General features: G+C 66.5%; 14 protein-coding genes and 3 rRNA genes. 9 read left to right on the top strand and 8 right to left on the bottom strand.

Going from position 1 to position 20,061, the window contains the following annotated elements; all coding sequences use genetic code 11:
• Nucleotides 1–305: 305 nt before the first annotated feature.
• The 5 genes from ACRAKI_RS08505 (at nt 306) to rrf (ending at nt 7,662) form a co-directional block, all read left to right on the top strand.
• The gene (locus ACRAKI_RS08505; RefSeq protein ID WP_447006503.1) at nt 306–992 is read left to right on the top strand and encodes a response regulator transcription factor; all 687 of its coding nucleotides are present in this window, start codon (nt 306–308) and stop codon (nt 990–992) included.
• Nucleotides 993–1,000: 8 nt separating this feature from the next.
• On the top strand, nt 1,001–2,143 hold the full coding sequence (locus ACRAKI_RS08510; RefSeq protein ID WP_447008363.1) for a sensor histidine kinase: 1,143 nt from the start codon (nt 1,001–1,003) through the stop codon (nt 2,141–2,143).
• Between the two features lie 344 nt (nt 2,144–2,487).
• Nucleotides 2,488–4,004 (top strand): 16S ribosomal RNA (locus tag ACRAKI_RS08515).
• A 350-nt stretch (nt 4,005–4,354) separates the two neighbouring features.
• Nucleotides 4,355–7,436, top strand: a 23S ribosomal RNA gene (locus tag ACRAKI_RS08520).
• A gap of 109 nt (nt 7,437–7,545) precedes the next feature.
• Nucleotides 7,546–7,662 (top strand): 5S ribosomal RNA (rrf, locus tag ACRAKI_RS08525).
• The 16S, 23S and 5S rRNA genes sit together here, the layout of an rRNA operon.
• Nucleotides 7,663–8,040: 378 nt before the next feature.
• Here rrf and ACRAKI_RS08530 read toward each other — a convergent pair.
• Nucleotides 8,041–8,373 (bottom strand): nucleotide pyrophosphohydrolase, encoded by a 333-nt coding sequence (locus tag ACRAKI_RS08530; RefSeq protein WP_033442814.1) that lies wholly within the window; start codon nt 8,371–8,373, stop codon nt 8,041–8,043.
• Nucleotides 8,370–9,281, bottom strand: a complete 912-nt coding sequence (locus tag ACRAKI_RS08535) for an AraC family transcriptional regulator (protein WP_447006504.1) — start codon at nt 9,279–9,281, stop codon at nt 8,370–8,372. Before ACRAKI_RS08535 ends, ACRAKI_RS08530 begins: the two co-directional genes overlap by 4 nt.
• Nucleotides 9,282–9,352: 71 nt before the next feature.
• On the opposite strand from ACRAKI_RS08535, the gene ACRAKI_RS08540 reads away from it, so the two are divergent.
• Nucleotides 9,353–10,153, top strand: a complete 801-nt coding sequence (locus ACRAKI_RS08540; protein WP_447006505.1) for an NAD(P)H-binding protein — start codon at nt 9,353–9,355, stop codon at nt 10,151–10,153.
• On the opposite strand, the gene ACRAKI_RS08545 is transcribed toward ACRAKI_RS08540, so the two are convergent.
• The 3 genes from ACRAKI_RS08545 to ACRAKI_RS08555 are packed head-to-tail and all read right to left on the bottom strand — an operon-like array spanning nt 10,120 to nt 12,454.
• Nucleotides 10,120–10,776, bottom strand: a complete 657-nt coding sequence (locus ACRAKI_RS08545; protein WP_447006506.1) for a class I SAM-dependent methyltransferase — start codon at nt 10,774–10,776, stop codon at nt 10,120–10,122. The two genes, ACRAKI_RS08540 and ACRAKI_RS08545, sit on opposite strands and share 34 nt — an antisense overlap.
• Before the next feature lie 2 nt (nt 10,777–10,778).
• The gene (locus ACRAKI_RS08550) at nt 10,779–11,795 is read right to left on the bottom strand and encodes a helix-turn-helix domain-containing protein (protein WP_447006507.1); all 1,017 of its coding nucleotides are present in this window, start codon (nt 11,793–11,795) and stop codon (nt 10,779–10,781) included.
• 23 nt (nt 11,796–11,818) lie between these two features.
• The gene (locus tag ACRAKI_RS08555) at nt 11,819–12,454 is read right to left on the bottom strand and encodes a hypothetical protein (RefSeq protein WP_447006508.1); all 636 of its coding nucleotides are present in this window, start codon (nt 12,452–12,454) and stop codon (nt 11,819–11,821) included.
• A gap of 105 nt (nt 12,455–12,559) precedes the next feature.
• Here ACRAKI_RS08555 and ACRAKI_RS08560 point away from each other — a divergent pair, with 105 nt between their 5' ends.
• Entirely contained in the window at nt 12,560–13,363 is an 804-nt protein-coding gene (locus tag ACRAKI_RS08560; RefSeq protein ID WP_447006509.1) for an alpha/beta fold hydrolase, read from the top strand.
• Nucleotides 13,363–14,580 carry a PP2C family protein-serine/threonine phosphatase gene (locus ACRAKI_RS08565; RefSeq protein WP_447006510.1) on the top strand — a complete coding sequence of 406 codons (1,218 nt, stop codon included), beginning with the start codon at nt 13,363–13,365 and terminating at the stop codon, nt 14,578–14,580. Before ACRAKI_RS08560 ends, ACRAKI_RS08565 begins: the two co-directional genes overlap by 1 nt.
• A 61-nt stretch (nt 14,581–14,641) precedes the next feature.
• Here ACRAKI_RS08565 and ACRAKI_RS08570 read toward each other — a convergent pair whose 3' ends face one another.
• Nucleotides 14,642–15,397 carry a plasmid pRiA4b ORF-3 family protein gene (locus ACRAKI_RS08570; protein ID WP_447006511.1) on the bottom strand — a complete coding sequence of 252 codons (756 nt, stop codon included), beginning with the start codon at nt 15,395–15,397 and terminating at the stop codon, nt 14,642–14,644.
• 72 nt (nt 15,398–15,469) lie between these two features.
• Between ACRAKI_RS08570 and ACRAKI_RS08575 the strand changes: the two genes are divergently transcribed.
• On the top strand, nt 15,470–18,655 hold the full coding sequence (locus ACRAKI_RS08575) for an AAA domain-containing protein (protein ID WP_447006512.1): 3,186 nt from the start codon (nt 15,470–15,472) through the stop codon (nt 18,653–18,655).
• A gap of 2 nt (nt 18,656–18,657) precedes the next feature.
• Here ACRAKI_RS08575 and ACRAKI_RS08580 read toward each other — a convergent pair whose 3' ends face one another.
• Together ACRAKI_RS08580 and ACRAKI_RS08585 are read right to left on the bottom strand one after the other, a co-directional pair.
• Complete coding sequence (locus tag ACRAKI_RS08580) at nt 18,658–19,026, bottom strand: peptidase inhibitor family I36 protein (protein WP_447006513.1); 369 nt, start codon at nt 19,024–19,026, stop codon at nt 18,658–18,660.
• 66 nt (nt 19,027–19,092) lie between these two features.
• On the bottom strand, nt 19,093–19,947 hold the full coding sequence (locus ACRAKI_RS08585; protein WP_447006514.1) for a DUF72 domain-containing protein: 855 nt from the start codon (nt 19,945–19,947) through the stop codon (nt 19,093–19,095).
• Nucleotides 19,948–20,061: the final 114 nt, after the last annotated feature.

Raw genomic sequence — 20,061 nt, forward strand, 5'->3', positions numbered from 1 at the left:
ACCCAGACACCGCGAGTCGCGCGCTCAAGCACCGCGAGTCGTCCGGTCGGGCACCGCGAGTCGCGCGCCGGGGCACCGGCAGCGGTGCGTTCGGGCTGCCTCAGCTGATCCAAGCCAAGCCTCACAACCCCAGGGGGCGAGGTTGTCCACAGACCGCACGCACAGCAGCCCGATACGTCGGTCCCTCGTGGTTGGGTACGTGCGAGGGGATCCCCGGCCAGGGGCACCCCTGCGACAGCACGCCGACAGGGCGCCGACAGCTTGACGCTAAGCAGCCTCTCAGGGATCTGTGGCACCGTTGTGGTGTGCGGATCCTGGTAGTCGAGGACGAGGTGCCACTGGCCGACGCGATCGCGCGTGGCCTGCGGCGCGAAGGTATGGCGGTAGACGTCGCGTACGACGGCGAGACCGGCCACGAGAAGTCGACCGTGACCCGGTACGACGTGGTCGTGCTCGACCGCGACCTACCCGGCATGTCCGGCGACGAACTGTGCAAGGAGATCCTCAGCTCCGGAGCCCTGACCAGGGTCATGATGCTCACGGCCAGCGCCGGCATCGACGACCGCGTCGCGGGCCTGTCCCTCGGCGCCGACGACTACCTGGCCAAACCCTTCGCCTTCCCGGAACTGGTCGCCCGCGTCCGAGCCCTCGCCCGCCGCGCCACGCCCGCCACCCCGCCGCTGCTCACGGCGCGCGACGTCGAACTCGACCCGGCCCGCCGCACGGTCCGCCGCGCCGGTCAACCCGTCGAGCTGACCCGCAAGGAATTCGGCGTGCTCGAAGTCCTCCTCGCCGCCAAGGGATCGGTCGTCTCCAGCGAAGAGCTGCTGGAACGCGTCTGGGACGAGAACGCCGACCCGTTCACCACCACCGTCCGCGTCACGGTCATGACGCTGCGCAAGAAGCTCGGCGAGCCGGGCATCATCGACACGGTGGTCGGCTCCGGCTACCGCGTGCCCACGGCAGGTGTCCCCGAAGTAGGCCCACGCTGAACTCAGGGCTGGCCGGCAGGCGCGGGCCGGGGCTGCGGACGCGGCTGACCCTCCTCGCGGCGGGCTTGGTCGCGTTCGTCAGCGGCCTGCTGCTCCTGCTCGGCTGGCTGCTCGTCGGCCGCGTCATCGCCTCGTCGCCCCGCTTCGCCGATGGCAGCACCGTCATCGTCGACGGCCGAGAGGTCGACGCCGGCGCCCTCATGGACCTGCTGGGCGAGCAGGCCCGCGACGACGTGCTGCGGTCCGGCTCGGTCGCGTTCCTCTGCGTGGTGGCCGCCGCCGCCCTGCTCGCGTGGACCATCACCGGCCGCGTCCTCCAACCCGTGCACGACGTCACCGACGCCGCCCGCCGCCTCTCCGCCGAATCGCTGGGGGAGCGGCTGCGCCTGGAAGGCCCGCGTGACGAGGTCGCCGAGCTGGCGGACACGTTCGACGAGATGCTCGACCGGTTGCAGGCGGCGTTCGAGTCGCAACGGCGGTTCGTCGCCAACGCCTCCCACGAGCTGCGCACTCCGTTGGCCGTGATCCGCACCGAACTGGACGTGACGCTCGCCGACCCGGACGCCGACGCCGACGAGCTGCGCCGCATGGCCGGCGTGGTGCGTGCCGCGACGGAACGGGCGGAACAGCTGGTCAGCGCGTTGTTGCTGCTCGCACGCACGGATGGACTCGGGCTGGCGGTGCGTGAACCGGTGGACCTCAACGCAGTGGTCGAGTCGGCGTGGAGGGCGGCGCGGCCCGAGGCGGAGGACCGTCAGCTGCGGGTGTCGTTCCTGACGGCGCCGGCGCCCGCCGTCGGCGACCCCGCGTTGTTGGAGCGGATCGCGGGGAACCTGCTGGAGAACGCCGTGCGGCACAACCTGCCTGGTGGGTGGATCGAAGTCCGTACTGAAGGCGGCCCTGAGTGGACGTCGCTGCGGGTGTCGTCGTCCGGGCCCGTGATCGCGCCGGACCGGGTGGAGGAGCTGTTCGAGCCGTTCCGACGGGGTGGCACCGACCGGACCGCGCGCACGGGCACCGGCCTCGGGCTGTCCATCGTCCGGGCCGCCGTCGCAGCTCACGAGGGTCAGGTGCACGCCACGGCGGTGCCCGGTGGGGGCCTGTCGGTGGCCGTGCACCTGCCATCCGCGCCGCACGGAAAACTCGCGTGAGTGGTCCCGATCACACATGATCCGGATCTGGGGTAGTTCCACGTGCTCTGACCTGCGCGGACAGGCCTCCTGACCCCCGATTTGTCTGTGCGTTGGGCGGGGTGTAACTTTCTCCATGTCAGCGCGGAACGGGCCGGAGAGAGACCGGAACGGAGCGCGGCGAACATAGAAGCCCCGGATCGAATCACAGTAGTGATGAGTGACGGTGTGCGCGTGTTCTTTGAGAACTCAACAGCGTGCCGAATAGCCAGTAAATTTATGAACCTCGTCAAGAGGTTTCCTTTGAGATTGTTACTGGACAACTGACATTATTGTCAGTGTTGTTCGGAGCGATCAAACATTCCTTATTGGAGAGTTTGATCCTGGCTCAGGACGAACGCTGGCGGCGTGCTTAACACATGCAAGTCGAGCGGTAAGGCCCTTCGGGGTACACGAGCGGCGAACGGGTGAGTAACACGTGGGTAACCTGCCCTGTACTCTGGGATAAGCCTGGGAAACTAGGTCTAATACCGGATATGACCTGCCTCCGCATGGTGGTGGGTGGAAAGTTCCGGCGGTACAGGATGGACCCGCGGCCTATCAGCTTGTTGGTGGGGTAATGGCCTACCAAGGCGACGACGGGTAGCCGGCCTGAGAGGGTGACCGGCCACACTGGGACTGAGACACGGCCCAGACTCCTACGGGAGGCAGCAGTGGGGAATATTGCACAATGGGCGAAAGCCTGATGCAGCGACGCCGCGTGAGGGATGACGGCCTTCGGGTTGTAAACCTCTTTCAGCGGGGACGAAGGGCAACTGACGGTACCCGCAGAAGAAGCACCGGCTAACTACGTGCCAGCAGCCGCGGTAATACGTAGGGTGCGAGCGTTGTCCGGAATTATTGGGCGTAAAGAGCTCGTAGGCGGTTTGTTGCGTCGGCTGTGAAAACTTCACGCTTAACGTGGAGCCTGCAGTCGATACGGGCAGACTTGAGTTCGGCAGGGGAGACTGGAATTCCTGGTGTAGCGGTGAAATGCGCAGATATCAGGAGGAACACCGGTGGCGAAGGCGGGTCTCTGGGCCGATACTGACGCTGAGGAGCGAAAGCGTGGGGAGCGAACAGGATTAGATACCCTGGTAGTCCACGCCGTAAACGGTGGGTGCTAGGTGTGGGGGACTTCCACGTCCTCCGTGCCGCAGCTAACGCATTAAGCACCCCGCCTGGGGAGTACGGCCGCAAGGCTAAAACTCAAAGGAATTGACGGGGGCCCGCACAAGCGGCGGAGCATGTGGATTAATTCGATGCAACGCGAAGAACCTTACCTGGGCTTGACATGCACTGGAAAGCCGTAGAGATACGGCCCCCCTTGTGGCCGGTGTACAGGTGGTGCATGGCTGTCGTCAGCTCGTGTCGTGAGATGTTGGGTTAAGTCCCGCAACGAGCGCAACCCTCGTTCCATGTTGCCAGCGCGTAATGGCGGGGACTCATGGGAGACTGCCGGGGTCAACTCGGAGGAAGGTGGGGATGACGTCAAGTCATCATGCCCCTTATGTCCAGGGCTTCACACATGCTACAATGGCCGGTACAGAGGGCTGCTAAGCCGTGAGGTGGAGCGAATCCCACAAAGCCGGTCTCAGTTCGGATCGGGGTCTGCAACTCGACCCCGTGAAGTCGGAGTCGCTAGTAATCGCAGATCAGCAACGCTGCGGTGAATACGTTCCCGGGCCTTGTACACACCGCCCGTCACGTCACGAAAGTCGGTAACACCCGAAGCCCGTGGCCCAACCCGTAAGGGGGGGAGCGGTCGAAGGTGGGACTGGCGATTGGGACGAAGTCGTAACAAGGTAGCCGTACCGGAAGGTGCGGCTGGATCACCTCCTTTCTAAGGAGCATTCCTCACCGGTTCTCTTCTGGAGGGCCTGTGGAGAGCCTCGCGATCGGCGGATGATCGATCGGTGGTTGCTCAATGATGTGGATGCTGGCTACATGCAGGACCTCGGGTTGTCGACGGTGTCAGTACTGTCCGTAAGGGCGTGGAAGGGATCGTCGGGGGTTCAGGGTTTCTGTTCGGCACGCTGTTGGGTCCTGAGAGAACACGTGAGTGTTCGATCAGCGGGAAACGACAGGACGGTCTCCGTCCGCGAACCGCCGGCTCCGGTCGGTAGGCGTGGGCAGTGTGGGATGGTGTCTGGTTGTTCTTTGAGAACTGCACAGTGGATGCGAGCATCTTTGTGGCAAGTTATTAAGGGCACACGGTGGATGCCTTGGCACCAGGAGCCGATGAAGGACGTAGGAGACTGCGAAAAGCCTTGGGGAGCTGTCAACCGAGCTGAGATCCAAGGGTATCCGAATGGGGAAACCCGGCCCCAGTCATGTGGGGTCACCCACGCCTGAACACATAGGGCGTGTGGAGGGAACGCGGGGAAGTGAAACATCTCAGTACCCGCAGGAAGAGAAAACAACCGTGATTCCGTGAGTAGTGGCGAGCGAAAGCGGATGAGGCTAAACCGTATTCGTGTGATACCCGGCAGGGGTTGCGTGTGCGGGGTCGTGGGACCTGTTCGTCAGTTCTGCCGAGCTGGCAAGGAGTTATAAAACGGTGTTGTTAGCGGAACGCGTCTGGAAAGCGTGGCCGTAGAGGGTGAAAGTCCCGTACGCGAAAACTCACCGTCTTCTTACAGTGTTCCCAAGTAGCAGCGTACTCGTGAAATTCGCTGTGAATCTGGCGGGACCACCCGCTAAGCCTAAATACTACCTGGTGACCGATAGCGGACTAGTACCGTGAGGGAAAGGTGAAAAGTACCCCGGGAGGGGAGTGAAATAGTACCTGAAACCGTGTGCCTACAATCCGTCGGAGCCTTTAGGGGTGACGGCGTGCCTTTTGAAGAATGAGCCTGCGAGTTAGTGCTGCGTGGCGAGGTTAACCCGTGTGGGGTAGCCGTAGCGAAAGCGAGTCCGAATAGGGCGGTTGAGTCGCGTGGTCTAGACCCGAAGCGGAGTGATCTAGCCATGGCCAGGGTGAAGCGCGGGTAAGACCGCGTGGAGGCCCGAACCCACCAGGGTTGAAAACCTGGGGGATGAGCTGTGGTTAGGGGTGAAAGGCCAATCAAACTCCGTGATAGCTGGTTCTCCCCGAAATGCATTTAGGTGCAGCGTCGTGTGTTTCGTGCCGGAGGTAGAGCACTGGATGGTCTAGGGGGCCCACAAGCTTACCGAAATCAACCAAACTCCGAATGCCGGTACGTGAGAGCGCGGCAGTGAGACTGCGGGGGATAAGCTTCGTAGTCGAGAGGGAAACAGCCCAGAACGCCGGCTAAGGCCCCTAAGTGTGTGCTAAGTGGGAAAGGATGTGGGGTCGCCCAGACAACCAGGAGGTTGGCTTAGAAGCAGCCACCCTTTAAAGAGTGCGTAATAGCTCACTGGTCAAGTGGTCCTGCGCCGACAATGTAGCGGGGCTCAAGCACACCGCCGAAGCCGTGTCATTTCAGTGTAACGCTGGGATGGGTAGGGGAGCGTCGTTCAGCCATTGAAGCGCCGGAGTGATCCAGGTGTGGAGGCTGGACGAGTGAGAATGCAGGCATGAGTAGCGAAAGACGAGTGAGAAACTCGTCCGCCGGATGACCAAGGGTTCCTGGGCCAGGCTAATCCGCCCAGGGTAAGTCGGGACCTAAGGCGAGGCCGACAGGCGTAGTCGATGGACAACGGGTTGATATTCCCGTACCCGTGTGAACGCGCCCATGGCGAACCTTGTGATACTAACCGCCCGAAGCCCGCTCTGTCCCTTCGGGGGCGGGGTGACGTGGAGCGCGGGACCTGAACTTGTAGTAGTCAAGCGATGGGGTGACGCAGGAGGGTAGCTCCGCCAGTGAGTGGTAGTACTGGTGTAAGCGTGTAGGCCGTCTGGTAGGCAAATCCGCCAGGCATCAAGGCTGAGACGTGATGCATAGCCGATTGAGGCGAAGTAGAGTGATCCCATGCTGCCGAGAAAAGCCTCTAGTGAGTGTTCATGCGGCCCGTACCCCAAACCGACACAGGTGGTCAGGTAGAGAATACCGAGGCGATCGGGCGAACTGTGGTTAAGGAACTCGGCAAAATGCCCCCGTAACTTCGGGAGAAGGGGGGCCGAGGGATTTGAAGCCCCTTGCGGGCTAGGATTTTTCGGCCGCAGAGACCAGCGAGAAGCGACTGTTTACTAAAAACACAGGTCCGTGCGAAGTCGCAAGACGATGTATACGGACTGACGCCTGCCCGGTGCTGGAACGTTAAGGGGACCGGTTAGTCTTTCGGGGCGAAGCTGAGAACTTAAGCGCCAGTAAACGGCGGTGGTAACTATAACCATCCTAAGGTAGCGAAATTCCTTGTCGGGTAAGTTCCGACCTGCACGAATGGCGTAACGACTTCTCGACTGTCTCAACCACAGGCCCGGCGAAATTGCATTACGAGTAAAGATGCTCGTTACGCGCGGCAGGACGGAAAGACCCCGGGACCTTTACTATAGCTTGGTATTGGTGTTCGGTTCGGCTTGTGTAGGATAGGTGGGAGACTGTGAAGCGCTGACGCCAGTCAGTGTGGAGTCGTCGTTGAAATACCACTCTGGTCGTACTGGATGTCTAACCTCGGTCCGTGATCCGGATCAGGGACAGTGCCTGGTGGGTAGTTTAACTGGGGCGGTTGCCTCCCAAAGAGTAACGGAGGCGCTCAAAGGTTCCCTCAGCCTGGTTGGCAATCAGGTGTCGAGTGCAAGTGCACAAGGGGGCTTGACTGTGAGACCGACAGGTCGAGCAGGGACGAAAGTCGGAACTAGTGATCCGGCCATGGCTTGTGGAAGCGTGGTCGCTCAACGGATAAAAGGTACCCCGGGGATAACAGGCTGATCTTGCCCAAGAGTCCATATCGACGGCATGGTTTGGCACCTCGATGTCGGCTCGTCGCATCCTGGGGCTGGAGTAGGTCCCAAGGGTTGGGCTGTTCGCCCATTAAAGCGGTACGCGAGCTGGGTTTAGAACGTCGTGAGACAGTTCGGTCCCTATCCGCCGCGCGCGTAGGATACTTGCGGAAGGCTGTCCCTAGTACGAGAGGACCGGGACGGACGGACCTCTGGTGTGCCAGTTGTCCTGCCAAGGGCATTGCTGGTTGGCTACGTTCGGAAGGGATAACCGCTGAAAGCATCTAAGCGGGAAGCCTGTTCCTAGATGAGGTATCCCACCCCTTTGTGGGTTAAGGCCCCCAAGAGACCATTGGGTTGATAGGCCGGAGATGGAAGGTCGGTAACGGCTGGAGTTGACCGGTACTAATAGGCCGAGGACTTGTCATGAAGACGCTACGCATCCACTGTGCGGTTCTGAAAGAACCGAACCGGACCATCTGGTCGGGGACGATTGTGTCCCGGGTCGGGTGCCTACGGGTTGGTAATTTCATAGTGTTTCGGTGGTCATAGCGGTGGGGGAACACCCGGTCCCATTCCGAACCCGGTAGTTAAGCCTTCCAGCGCCGATGGTACTGCACTCGTGAGGGTGTGGGAGAGTAGGACGCCGCCGAACATTCTTCGCCTTCAGGGGCACTCGTGATCGAGTGCCCCTGAAGGCTTTTTTGCGTTAGTGCATCATTCCACTGCACGAGGAACCGTCACGTTGCGGGTGCGTCGGCCGCTGTCCGGGCGACGGACCTCGCGCGAGCGGGTGATCTGCGGCTTCGCCCCTTGATCCGTCCTTACCGTAACGCCATGGGCAGCGGTCAACGGGCAGGGGAGGCTTCGGTGCCGTGGCGAGCGCGTAGACGAAAAGGCCGGCACGACCGTGCCCACCTCCCGCCGTTACCTGCGCCGACGTGGGCTCCGGCCGTGCTCGGCCTGATCGTCCTCATAGCGTTGGTCCTGCTCCTGTTGACCTACGTCTGACACCGGCGCCCGACGCCGCGACTCATTCGACGGGCTTCAGGTCGCCGGTGGGGAAACGCCGTTCGTTCCGCTCGATCTTGGCGAACGCGGCCTCGATCAGGTCCACGTCGAGCTTGTCGGCCAACCGCACCAGGTAGTGCATGACGTCGGCGAGCTCATCGCGTACGTTCCAGGCCAACTCGGGGTCGTCCATCGCGTGCGCGGCCTCTTCGGGCGTGAGCCACTGGAACAAGTCGGTCAGCTCGCCCACCTCCCCGGACAACGCCATCACCAGGTTCTTCGGCGTGTGGTACTCGTCCCAGTCTCGCGCGGCGGCGAAGCGACGCAGGGCGTCCCGCAGGTCTTCCAGGTTCATGCCCGCAGAGCTACCACACGGTGGTCGCTGGGCCGGACGCCGCGTACCCGTTTGAACGCCGTGCTGAAGGCGAACCCGTCCGCGTAACCGACCGCCCGCGCGACCGAGCCGATGGTCGCGTCCGGCTGGGTGAGCAGGTCCGCGGCGACGTCCATGCGCCATTCGGTCAGGTAGGTCAGCGGCGGCACGCCGACCAGGGTGGTGAACCGCCGTGCCAACGCCGCCCGTGACACGCCGGCGCGCGCTGCGAGCTCGGCGACGGTCCAAGCGCGCTGCGGTTCGTCGTGCATCGCACGCAGCGCAGGGCCGACGATCCCGTCGCCCAACGCCCGGTACCAGGCGGGCGTGTTGGCGTCGGGCCGGTCGAACCACTCGCGCAGCACGTAGACCAGGAGGAGGTCCAGGAGCCGGTCGAGGATGACGTCCTGGCCGGCTTGGTTCTTGGGGATCTCCGCGGCCAGCACGTCCAGCGTGGGACAGTGCTCGTCCCCGCACGGCAGGACCACCGTCCTCGGCAGGGCGTTGAGCAGCCGGTGCGACACGCCGCGCTCGACCGCGTAGCTGCCGGTGATCACCAGTGCGTCCTCGTCGGTGCCGAAGCCGTAGGTGCGGGTGCCGACGCGCCACTGCTCGCAGTCCGGTTCGTCGAGGTCGATCTGCGGCGCCGTGGACGGGTCGTCGGCCAGCACGAACCGCATCGGGCCGCGGATCAGACCGATGTCACCCGGTCGCATGAGGACGCTGGCGCCGTCCTCGGTGAGCAGCCAGGTGTCACCGCGGACGGGGGTGACGAGGGTGAGCGGCGCCGTCGCCGTGAACGCCAGCGACCACGGCGGTGAGGCGAACGAGCGGCACAGTTCGGCGCGCTGCGCGTGCACGCCGCGCAGGAGAGTCGTGAGAGCGTCCACGTGGACGATTGAACATGGATCGCGGACGGTGAGCCATGTCCCGTCCAGCACGATCTTGGTTGTGTAGTGGCATGACAATCCTGGTTATCGGAGCCACCGGCAAGACCGGCCGCCGCGTCACGTCCGCCCTCGACGCACTCGGTGTCGCCTACCGTCCGGTCTCCCGCCACACGGAGATCCGTTTCGACTGGACGGACCAGTCCACCTGGGCGCCCGCCCTGGACGGCGTCACGGCGGTCTACGTGGTGCCACTCGGCACGAACATCGACGACGCCGAGGTGTCCGCGTTCGTGCCGCAGGCGGTGGCGGCGGGCACGCGGCGGCTCGTCCTGCTGTCGGCGCGTGGGCTGGACGACGACGACGGTCGTGAGCGCGCGGTCCGGGAGTCCGGTGTCGACTGGACGATCCTGCGGCCGACGTGGTTCTCGCACAACTTCAGCGAGGACTACTTCCTGCAGCAGGTGTTGGAGGGGGAGATCGCGCTGCCGGTCGGGGGCGACGGCGGGCACCCGTTCATCCACGCGCAGGACATCGCCGACGTGGCGGTGGCGGCGTTGACGCAGGAGGGGCACGCGGGCGTGACGTACGAGTTGTCCGGGCCGCGGGCGTTGACGTTCGGCGAGGTGGTGGCGCAGATCGGTGACGTGTCGGGCCGTTCGATCCGGTTGGTGGACGTGCCGGCGGCCGACTACATCGCGGCGCTGGTGGAAGGCGGTTTCGACGACGAGTACGCGGAGGTGCTGACCATGTCGTTGGTCGCGATGCGCGACGGGCAGGATGCCGCGCTGTCCGACGGCGTGCCGTCCGTGCTCGGGCACGACGGGCGGTCGTTCGAGGACTACGTCAAGGAGGCGGCGGACGCCTGGGCCTGAGCGGCTTCGGCGAGGACGAACAGGTGCTCCTCGTCGGGCTGGCCCTCGCGGTCGGGGGAGAAGGCGGTGCTGCGGGTGTCGAGCACCGTCAGGCCCGCTCGGGTCACGAGGTCGAGGAGGTCGGGTGTGGCGAAGCTGGTGAGGCGGACGGTGTGGCCGAGGAAGGGGACTTCGAGGTCCTCGACGTCCATCGGCACGGTGACCATCGCCAGCAGCCCACCCGGCTTCAGCCACCGGGCGATCCTCACCAGCACGGCGGCGACCTCGTCGCGGGTCATCTGGAGGAACGGGAAGAACGCGCACACCGCGTCCCAGCTCGCGTCCTCGGTCTCCCACTCGCGGACGTCGGCGTGCAGGAACCGGGCTCGTGGCACCTGGTGACGGGCGATGTCGACCATGGTGGCCGACACGTCGACCCCGAGGACGTCGTGCCCGGCGGCGGCGAGGTCTTCCGCCACCGGCCGCCCCGTGCCGCTGCCGACGTCGAGCACCTTGGCGTGCTGCGGTAGGCGTTCGAGGAGCACCCGGACCGCCTCGTCCACGGCCGGTGGACGTCCGAACGCGTCCTCGTAGCCCTGGCCGACGGCGTCGAACAACTCGGCTGCGGTGAGGGGGTGCTCCACGGTTACCTCCGGACGAGGGTGAGGCGGGGTGTGGCGGGGGCGCTGGGGGCGCCTTGGCCGGGCAGGGCGGTGAGGACCAGGCCGAACACGAGGCCGTTCAGCTCTTCGACGTCGAGCAGGAGTTCGCGCGCGATGGCGTGCGGGGTGGTGCCCTGGGCGCGCAGGGTGCGGAAGACCTTGGTGAGCACCTGGGACGTCTCGCGGTGGGCCATGCCGGTGGGGCGGCGGGCCAGCTGGGCGCAGACGGCCGCGTACTGGGGGTGGGTGAGCAGGCCGAGGTCGCGGAGGCGGTGCGCGAGCGCGAGCGGGGCGACGTGCCAGGTGGTGCTGTGCGCGACGACCTGTTCGGTGAGCGCGCCGCGTGGCACGGCGGCCAGCACACCGGCCCTGGGCAGCAGGAACGCGGTCGCGAACGTTTGCGCGTCGTCGGTGTGGGTGAGGTGGCCGAGTTCGCGGGCGGTGTCGAAGCGGGCCTGGTCGGGGGTGGCCGTCGGGTCGAGGAACACGTACGGGATGCCGTCGTGGCGGCAGGAGAACGGGCCGGCGGCGGCGCAGTCCTGGGGCAGGGAGAAGACGCGGACGCCGTGCGCTTCGAGCAGGTGGACCATGTTGGGCGCCGGGCGGTGCGGGATGCCCCAGCGGGCGCGGACCATCTCGGCGGCGGTCTCCGGGTCGGGGTGGTCCCAGGTCGGGACGTCCGGCTCGGGGAACGTGAAGGCGCGGGTCAGCCAGGCGTCGAAGCCGATGGCCAGCCGGGCGGCGCTGATCGCGGCGTCCCGTTGCCGCTTGGGCGCCGGTCTGGTCACGACGTCGATCTCGGGCACGTCGTCGGCTTCCAGGAAGCCCGCGGGGAAGCCCAAGGCCTCGGTGAGCCTGGCGGTGGTGGCCGGTCGGGGGTGGCGGCGGCCGTGCTCGTAGTCGCCGATGCTCGCCGGACTCGTGCCCGCTTTGCGCGCCAGCTCGACCGCCGTCAGACCGCGACGGGCGCGGGCCAGGGCGAGGCGGGAGGGCGTGAGCATGATCGCGCCATTCTCGCACCCTCCTACCGGCGCAGCGTCACGGTGACGTCGATGTCGTCGGGTCCCTCGGTGCCGCGGGGCGCGGGCAGCGGGCCGAACACCAGGGGCGGCAACGTGATCCGGTGCGCCCACCGGTCCACGACCTGCCCCTGCGGCGTCGGCTCCGGCTGAGCCACCTCCCGCAGGACGACCAGCCGTTCACCTTCCTGCTTCGGGTAGGTGACCAGGAACCACAGCTTCCACTCGTGCGTGTGCAGCGAGTCGAACAGCGTGAACTGATCCCTGTCGTTGCCCCGCATCATGGCCGCGATGGCGGGGCCCTTGGCGTAGTCGCTGCGCAGGGGAGCGCCGGGCGTGCCGGTGTGGCGGTTGCCCTGGAGGGTGCCCAGCACGACCGGTCTGGTGGGGTGCTGGACGAGCCCGGCGTTCCACTTGTCGACCCGCGTCCAGCCCTCGGCCACGAGGACCTCGCGCAGCCGGCCGACGCGGTGGATCCAGTCCAGCAGCCCCGCTCCGTTCGTCGGCCCGAGCGGTGGCGCGGACGCTCTCGCGTCCACCCCGGCCCAGATCGCCTCGTCCAGGTGGTCGATCCGCAGGCCCAGGTCGGCCAGTTGCGCGTGGTGGTCGGCGGTCAACTCCGTGGCGTTTGACATCCTCATGTCCGGCACGGTAGCGGCGACCACCGACATTCGGGGTCGGAGCAGGTGGGCATGGACGGGTGGCCGGATGGGTACCACTGTCATCCGAGCGGGACGGGATGGGACATGGATTCGCTGAGCAGGAACAACGTGGTCGTGGTCGGCCGTGACGACGGCCCGGTGGTGGTGCTCGCGCACGGTTTCGGGTGTGACCAGAACATGTGGCGGCTGGTGGTGCCCGCGTTGGCGGAGAAGTGCCGGGTGGTGCTGTTCGACCACGTCGGGGCGGGGAAGTCGGACCTCTCCGCCTGGGACGCGCAGCGGTACTCGACGCTCGACGGGTACGCCTCGGACGTGCTCGACGTCCTCCGCGAGCTGGACCTCCGCGACGTCGTGTTCGTGGGGCACTCGGTGGCCGCGATGATCGGGGTGCTGGCAGCGGCCGCGGAGCCGACGCGGTTCGGCAGCCTCGTGCTGGTCACGCCGTCGCCGAGGTACATCGACGACGGCGACTACCGGGGCGGTTTCAGCGCCGCGGACATCGACGAGCTGCTCGACTCGCTGGAGAGCAACTACCTCGGGTGGTCGGCGACGATGGCGCCGGTCATCATGGGTAATCCGGACCGACCGGAACTCGGCGACGAGCTGACCAACAGCTTCTGCCGCACGGACCCGGAGGTGGCGAGGGTGTTCGCGCGCACGACGTTCCTGTCCGACAACCGGGCGGATCTGGCACGGGTGACCGTGCCGACGCTGGTGCTGGAGTGCGCGCAGGACGTGATCGCCCCGCCCGAGGTCGGCGCGTACGTCCACGCCCGGATTCCCGGCAGCACGCGGGTCACGCTCGACGCCACGGGCCACTGCCCGCAGCTCAGCGCCCCGGAGGCCACGGCGGAGGCGATCCTGCGGTTCGTGATGGACCAGCGGTGATGTGCGAGACCGGGAACTCCCCGGAGAACGACAACGAGACGTTTTCGGCCTTATTGGAGGACAGCGCGGAAGATCTGTACGAGAACGCGCCGTGCGGCTACCTGTCGACGTTGCTCGACGGGCAGATCGTGAAGGTCAACGGGACGCTGCTGCGGTGGCTGGGATACGACCGCGAAAGCCTGGTCGGGCGGCGGCGGTTCAGCGACCTGCTCAGCATCGGCGGCAAGCTCTACCACGAAACGCACTTCTCGCCCCTGCTGCGCATGCAGGGCGAGGTCCGTGGCGTGGCCTTGGAGGTCGTCGCGGCAGACGGCTCCCGCATGCCGGTGTTGGTGAACTCCCAGGTCAAGACCAGCGACGACGGTGCGCCGCTGTTGATCCGCACGACGATCTTCGACGCGCGCGATCGTCGTGCCTACGAACGGGAGTTGTTGAGGGCCCGGCAGCAGGCGGAGAACGAGCGGGACGAGATCCGCAGGCTGGCACTCACCCTCCAGCGCACCCTCCTGCCGCCGGTGCTGCCCGACGTGCCGGGCGTGGAGGTCGCCGCCCACTACCACCACGCGTCGCCGTACGAGGTCGGTGGTGACTTCTACGACGTGTTCCCGCTGTCGGACGGGCGGTGGGGTGTGTTCCTGGGTGACGTGTGCGGCAAGGGCGCGGGTGCCGCGGCGGTGACCTCGCTGACGCGGTACACGCTGCGCTCGGCCGCCGTGTACGACCCGGATCCGGTCGCCGTGCTGACCAACCTCAACACCGTGCTCAACCAGGAGCGCGACGACGGGCCGCTGCGGTTCTGCACGGTCACCTTCGGGGTGCTCGCCGTGGAGGCGGACGGATGCACGCTCACCCTCGCCGCCGGCGGCCACCCGCCGGGCCTGCTGCTGCGCGCGGACGGGACGGTCGAGTACGTGGAAACGCCCGGTGGTCAGCTCATCGGCATCCTGCCCACGGCGCGCGTGGTCACCACTACTCTCCGTCTCTTCGGCGGTGACACGTTCGTGTTGTATTCGGACGGCGTGGTCGAGGCACGAACGGGCGACACCCGTTATAGCGAAGAGGCGTTGCTGGAGTTCGCCGCCACCGTCGCCCCCACGTCGGCGTCGGGGGTCGTCGAGGCGTTCGTCGGGCTGTTGGCCACGCTCGGTGAAGGGGTCGAGGACGACACCGCCGTGCTCGCGCTGGGTGTCCCGGCGTCGCCGGTCGAGGCCCGCTGACCCGGCTTAGGGGCACGGACTTGATCTCGTGACCTCCGGCTGTTACTCCGCTGCGGGGTTTTTACTCCTTGACCAGCACCTTTGCCTGTCGCGACAGTAGGAGGTCCACGTCCGCCGGGTCGAAGGCAGCCGGATCGAAGTCGGCGGTGTCATCCAGCTCCAGCCACTCCTTCAGCTCCTCGTGCTCCGGGTGTGCAGGGTCGGCCAGCACCTCGAACAGATGGGCGTAACCCCAGATGCCGCCGGAGTCCTCGGGCGGCCCGGCTCGACGACCCGTCAGGCAGCGGGGGTAAGCGGTGCCGGGCTCCGCGGTGACGATGTCCTCCACCAAGAGGTCGTGTTTCCAGCCGTCGCCGAAGTCGTATAGGTAGCCGATGCGGTCCATGGGGCTCTTGGCGACATCGGCGAGCCTCACGGAGGCGGCGTCGCCATGCTCCAACTCGGGGTCGGGTATCCCGTAGCGCCCGACAGGGGTCTCGAAGACCCACAGGTGGTAGTCCTCCCACTCGAACGACTCCTGGACGGTCCGGTGCAGCCGCACCAACGGCATGGTGGACGGCACCTCCAGACGACGCCAGATCGGCGGCTTGGCCCCGTGGAGCGAGACCTTCAGCCGATGCACGCTGGTGTCAGCCGGGGTGGGCGCGGGTTCCGGGAGCAGTTCCACCCGTTGCCGCAGCAGTGCCAGGTTCGCCGACCTGACGGCACCTGGCCGCCTTTCACGCTCTCGCCGATCGGCGGCGTGTATTCGAGCTACGATTTTTGCGGTCGAGTGTCCGGGTTGTCGGGCGAACAGTTGTTCTGTTATCTGCTCCATTGGTGCATCTGGTGTCGATTATCAGTGCTTCTTGGTTTACTGCGAGCGCACCGATGACGATCCGGGGGAGTCGTGGACTGGAAGCAGGACCTGCTCGGCGCACTGGACGAGATGGCCAAGCTGCCGGGCGACAGCGCGGGCACGGAATGGAAATGCCTTGGCAGGGTGCTGCCCACCGGAGAACCGGGCTGGTACTCGCTCGATCTGCGGTCGGGTCGCAACTCCCGCGGGTTCGGCAGCGCTGACAGCTTCGACCAACTCTGCCTGGCGGACAAGGAAGGGCCGGAGCGGGGAACGCACATCCCCATCGAGCGCAGCCTCTACGCGGACGGCGTGATGACGCTCAAGGTCTCCGGCCCAGTGCCACGGGGCTCTGAGCTGGCATGGACCATCCGCCTGACACCGCAGCACCTGCTGAAGCGGCTTCGCGAAGGGGTCGCCCAGATCGACGAGGCGCCTCTGGCCGCCAAGCTCGCCGCCGGCAGGCTCGATCCGGTACCGGCGGACACCTCCGACCACCCGCCCGGCTTCATGCCCGGGCAACGGGCCGCTTACCGGGCCTGCTTGACGCCAGGACTGCACGCGGTGTGGGGGCCGCCGGGAACCGGTAAGACGACCGTGCTGTCCCGCGCCATCGAGGACTTGGTGAAGGCCGGCAAGCGGGTTCTGCTCGTCTCGACGGCCAACATCGCGGTGGACAACGCGATGAGCCAGGTCGTGCGCAAGCTCAACCCGCGGCCCGGCCAGGTGATCCGCGTAGGTCCACCGCATCTGCCGGAGTTGGCCGCTGACGACGACATCCAGCTGCACCGCCTCGCCGCGCGCACCACCGCCGAAACCGATGCCGAACTTGCCGACGTCCAGGAACGTCTCGCTCAGATGGACAGCGTCGAGCAGCAGCTTTCAGAACTGGACGCGAACCTCGCCGATTACGACCACGATGCCTACGTGGCAGCGGTCCGGCGCATCGACAACACCCGGCGGTGCGAAGTCGTCCGCGGCCAACTCGGCGCAACTCGTGAAGAGCTCGTCCAGGCCGATAACGCGGTCAGCGCCGCCCGGGCCGCCGAGGTGTTCGCGGCCGGCGAGGCGGAGCGAGTGAGGCCTCAGCGGGAAGCGCTGGCCGACGCCCATCGGTACCGCTCCGAGGCGACCCGGCTGCGGTTGGAGTCCCAGGTTCGGGAGGCGGAGGTGCGTCGCCTGGGATCAACCCCGCCGCCACGCGGCTTCTTCAAGCGCAAACGAGCGTTGCGGGAGCTCGAACAACGCATCGCGGACCACGGCACCTACGCTCGGCAGGTCGCCGAGCAGGTACGGCATCTGGAAGCACTTGTCGCGCACCGTGAGCGGGATGCGGGTCAGGTCACCGCCGATTTCCTCGATCAGCTCGACCGCAACCTCGACCTGGCCAGGGCACGCCTGGCCGGCGCGGAACGGGTTGGTGCCGAGGTGAGGCGACGCGTGCGGGCACTGGAGGCGGACGCGACGAGTCTCAGCACCGCCGGGCTGGCCACCGACGAGGACCAGGACTTCGTCCAGCGCGCCGATCGGGGAGGCCTGCCCGAGTCACACGTCCGTCGGCTCCGGCTGCGCGACCTCCGCGACCAGGGAGCAGCCGAGCGCGGTCGACTGGAAGACCGGCTGCGCAAGTTGAACGCGAAGATCACCAAGTTGCGCCGCGACGCCGAAGGCGAAATCGTCGGAGCGGCAAAAGTCGTCGGGACCACCCTCGCACGGTCACGCGCCCACCGGGCGGTCGCCGAACAGGTCTTCGACGTGGTGATCGTCGACGAGGCAGGCGCCGCGGTCTTGGGCGAGGTGATCCTCGCCGTTGCCCGCGCCCGCGTGACCGCGGTGTTGCTGGGCGACTTCCTCCAGCTGCCACCCGTTGTGCGCAGGGAGGTGCAGGAGCACGCCAAGGCTTCCGTACGTCGGTGGATGGCGCCCGACAGCTTCGAGCACTGCAAGATCCGGACACCGGAAGACGCGCACCGGAATCCCGGGTGCGTGGTGCTCACCGACCAGTTCCGATTCGGTCCGAATCTCCAGCGCCTGGCCAACGACGTCCTCTACCGAGTATTGGAGGACGGGAGGCACAAGGTGTCGAACAGGCCCGCGCCCGACACCACACTGGTGCTGGTCGACGTCGGTCAAGTGGGCGAGTTGAACACGGTGCACCGGTCCACGGCGGTGGCGGGCTGGTGGGCGGTCGGCGCGTTGCTCTCCCGCGCCCTCGCCCAACACCACGCCGCCGATCCGGGTGGCGTGGGAATCGTGACGACGTTCAGGGAACAGGCCGAAGCGACGTTGAGCGCTTTGCGGGACACAGACGTCAATCAGACCGTCCCGGTGGGCACGGCCCACGCCTTCCAGGGGCGCGAGTTCGACACCGTGATCTTCGACCTCGTCGAGGACGGGCGTGGGTGGATCAGCAAAGCGCGCGTCGACGGGGACCCGTTCACCTACAATGGTGTCCGGCTGTTCGGTGTCGGGATCACCAGGACGCGGCACCGCCTCTACCTGATCGCCGACCTCAACCGTGCCATTCGGCCGGCCAAGGGCTCGACCCCGCTCGGTTTGATCAACCGCCTGGGCAGTGCGAATGTCGAGGTGTGTCGCGCCGGCACGCTCCTCGGGCTGGTCGAGCGTCGAGGTTACCGGCCTGCGTCGACCGTGGAGGCGGAACTGGACGCGGTGCTGCGCGAATATATCCAGGTCACCGACATCCACGACGATTTCGCGTTCGACGAGGCGCTGGAGCGGCATCTCAAAGAGGTGCGCCGATCACTGTGGATGTGGTCGCCCTGGGTGGGGCGAAAAAGCGCACGCTTCCTCCCGCTGATAGACGCGGCGGTCGCGCGCGGTGTCGACGTGAAGGTCTACATCAGGACCGAACGAGACAAGATCCTGCTGAGGGACAGCAACCGCCGTTGGGTCGAGAAGTTGATGGAGACAGGCGCGAAGGTCATCCGTGCGCAGATGGAACACAAGAAGATCGTGGTGCTTGACGAGCAGATTGTCCTGCTGGGCAGTCACAACCCGCTGTCACAGAGCGGCAGTCGAGACGTGATGATCACCAGTCGCGGCGCCGCGTTCGCAGACCGGTTGCTCACAGAACTCGGCGCGCGCGACTTCAGTCGACCCACCGTGTGTTCGAAATGCGGACGGGAGCGCGAGCTGTGGCGTTCCGCGGATCGGCGGAAGGGGTTGCCGTACTCGTGGCGGTGCTATGAGTGCGAGGTCCGCCGCGCTCGATGACGTCATGGTTCCCAGACCTGGATCGCCCTGACCACGAACGGGGCGTCGGGGACGTAGGTGCCGCGGCCTGGATAGGTGGTGAACTCGGCCTCGGTCGAGCACGTCGCGCCCTGGAAGACGGACGCGTCCCTGGTCAGGCGGTTGACGAAGGACCGGGCCACGAAGCCTCCCGGCAGCGGGATGCACTCGCTGGGGTTCGCGGTCTCCAGGTCGAGGCGGTGGGCTTGGCCGGTGTAGTCGACACCCGACCACACGCAGAACTCGCCACGGTCGCACGTCGCATCGGATGGTTGCTGCGCCACGGCTATGCCACTGGACCCCAGGGCACCGGCGGTGAGCGCCAGCGCGGTCACGAGGCTGCGGGTCGTCATTCGGGTCACCTCCACCCGTCCAGCGTCCGGGGTCCGGCGCCGGGGTGCGGCGAGATTGGCCGCCATTCACCCGATTGTGCGGGCACCTGCGGGTTTCGGCAGGTCGAGCCGCAGGCGTTCGGCGAGCCGGATCGCGTCGTACGGAGCGACCGCGTCCGTGTCGTTGTCGAAGTAGACGTACACGTCGTGGTCCACGGCCCACTTGCCGATCTTCGCGGCCCACTCGTCCAACTCGGCGTCGGTGTAGCTGCCCACGTACAGCGCGCTGTTGCCGTGCAGCCGGACGTAGGCGAAGTCGGCCGTGACGTCCTCCAGGTACGGGAAGACGCCCGCCGAGTGCGACACGACGAGGGCGATGCCGTGGGCGCGGAGGAGGTCGTGGAACTCCGGGTCGAGGTACGTCGGGTGGCGGACCTCCAGGGCGTGCCGCAGGGGCCGGTCGGCGTCGGCGACGGGCCACGCGCGTTCCGGGGGCAGCCGGTCGTCGTGCCGTTCGGCCAGCTCGGCGGCTGCGGACGTGGTGCGGGGGAGGAGGTCGAAGAACCTGACCAGGCGATCCCGGTCGTAGGCCAGCCTGGCCGGCAGCTGCCAGAGGAACGGCCCGAGCTTCGGCCCCAGCGCCAGCATCCCCGACGCGAAGAAGTTGGCCAGCGGCGTCTCCACGTCGCGCAGTTGCTTCATGTGGGTGATGAACCGGCCGCCCTTGACCGCGAAGACGAAGTCCTCCGGCGTCTGCGCCGCCCACGCCCGGTAGCTCGACGGGCGTTGCAGCGAGTAGAACGAGCCGTTCAGCTCGACCGACGTCATGAGCCCCGAGATGTGCTCCAACTCCCGCCGCTGCACCAGGCCCTTCGGGTAGAACACGCCGCGCCACGTCCGGTACACCCAGCCCGATGTCCCGATGCGCACCTCGCCCGCCATGTCCCAGTAGTACCCGCGTGATCCCCGGCATACCCCCGTACCTTTGTTCCGGCTCCACCAAACACCCATGCGCCTGGTGGGGAAATCACTCGGACGCCCGTGAGCACCAGCGGC

The organism is Saccharothrix isguenensis (assembly GCF_052936305.1).

What these genes read in the sequence shown, in the direction of transcription:
- ACRAKI_RS08550 (WP_447006507.1), bottom strand. Translation starts at nt 11,795, where the DNA reads ATGCTCACGCCCTCCCGCCTCGCCCTGGCCCGCGCCCGTCGCGGTCTG.
- ACRAKI_RS08585 (WP_447006514.1), bottom strand. Translation starts at nt 19,947, where the DNA reads ATGGCGGGCGAGGTGCGCATCGGGACATCGGGCTGGGTGTACCGGACG.
- ACRAKI_RS08565 (WP_447006510.1), top strand. Translation starts at nt 13,363, where the DNA reads ATGTGCGAGACCGGGAACTCCCCGGAGAACGACAACGAGACGTTTTCG.
- ACRAKI_RS08560 (WP_447006509.1), top strand. Translation starts at nt 12,560, where the DNA reads ATGGATTCGCTGAGCAGGAACAACGTGGTCGTGGTCGGCCGTGACGAC.
- ACRAKI_RS08555 (WP_447006508.1), bottom strand. Translation starts at nt 12,454, where the DNA reads ATGAGGATGTCAAACGCCACGGAGTTGACCGCCGACCACCACGCGCAA.
- ACRAKI_RS08580 (WP_447006513.1), bottom strand. Translation starts at nt 19,026, where the DNA reads ATGACGACCCGCAGCCTCGTGACCGCGCTGGCGCTCACCGCCGGTGCC.
- ACRAKI_RS08570 (WP_447006511.1), bottom strand. Translation starts at nt 15,397, where the DNA reads ATGGAGCAGATAACAGAACAACTGTTCGCCCGACAACCCGGACACTCG.
- ACRAKI_RS08540 (WP_447006505.1), top strand. Translation starts at nt 9,353, where the DNA reads ATGACAATCCTGGTTATCGGAGCCACCGGCAAGACCGGCCGCCGCGTC.
- ACRAKI_RS08530 (WP_033442814.1), bottom strand. Translation starts at nt 8,373, where the DNA reads ATGAACCTGGAAGACCTGCGGGACGCCCTGCGTCGCTTCGCCGCCGCG.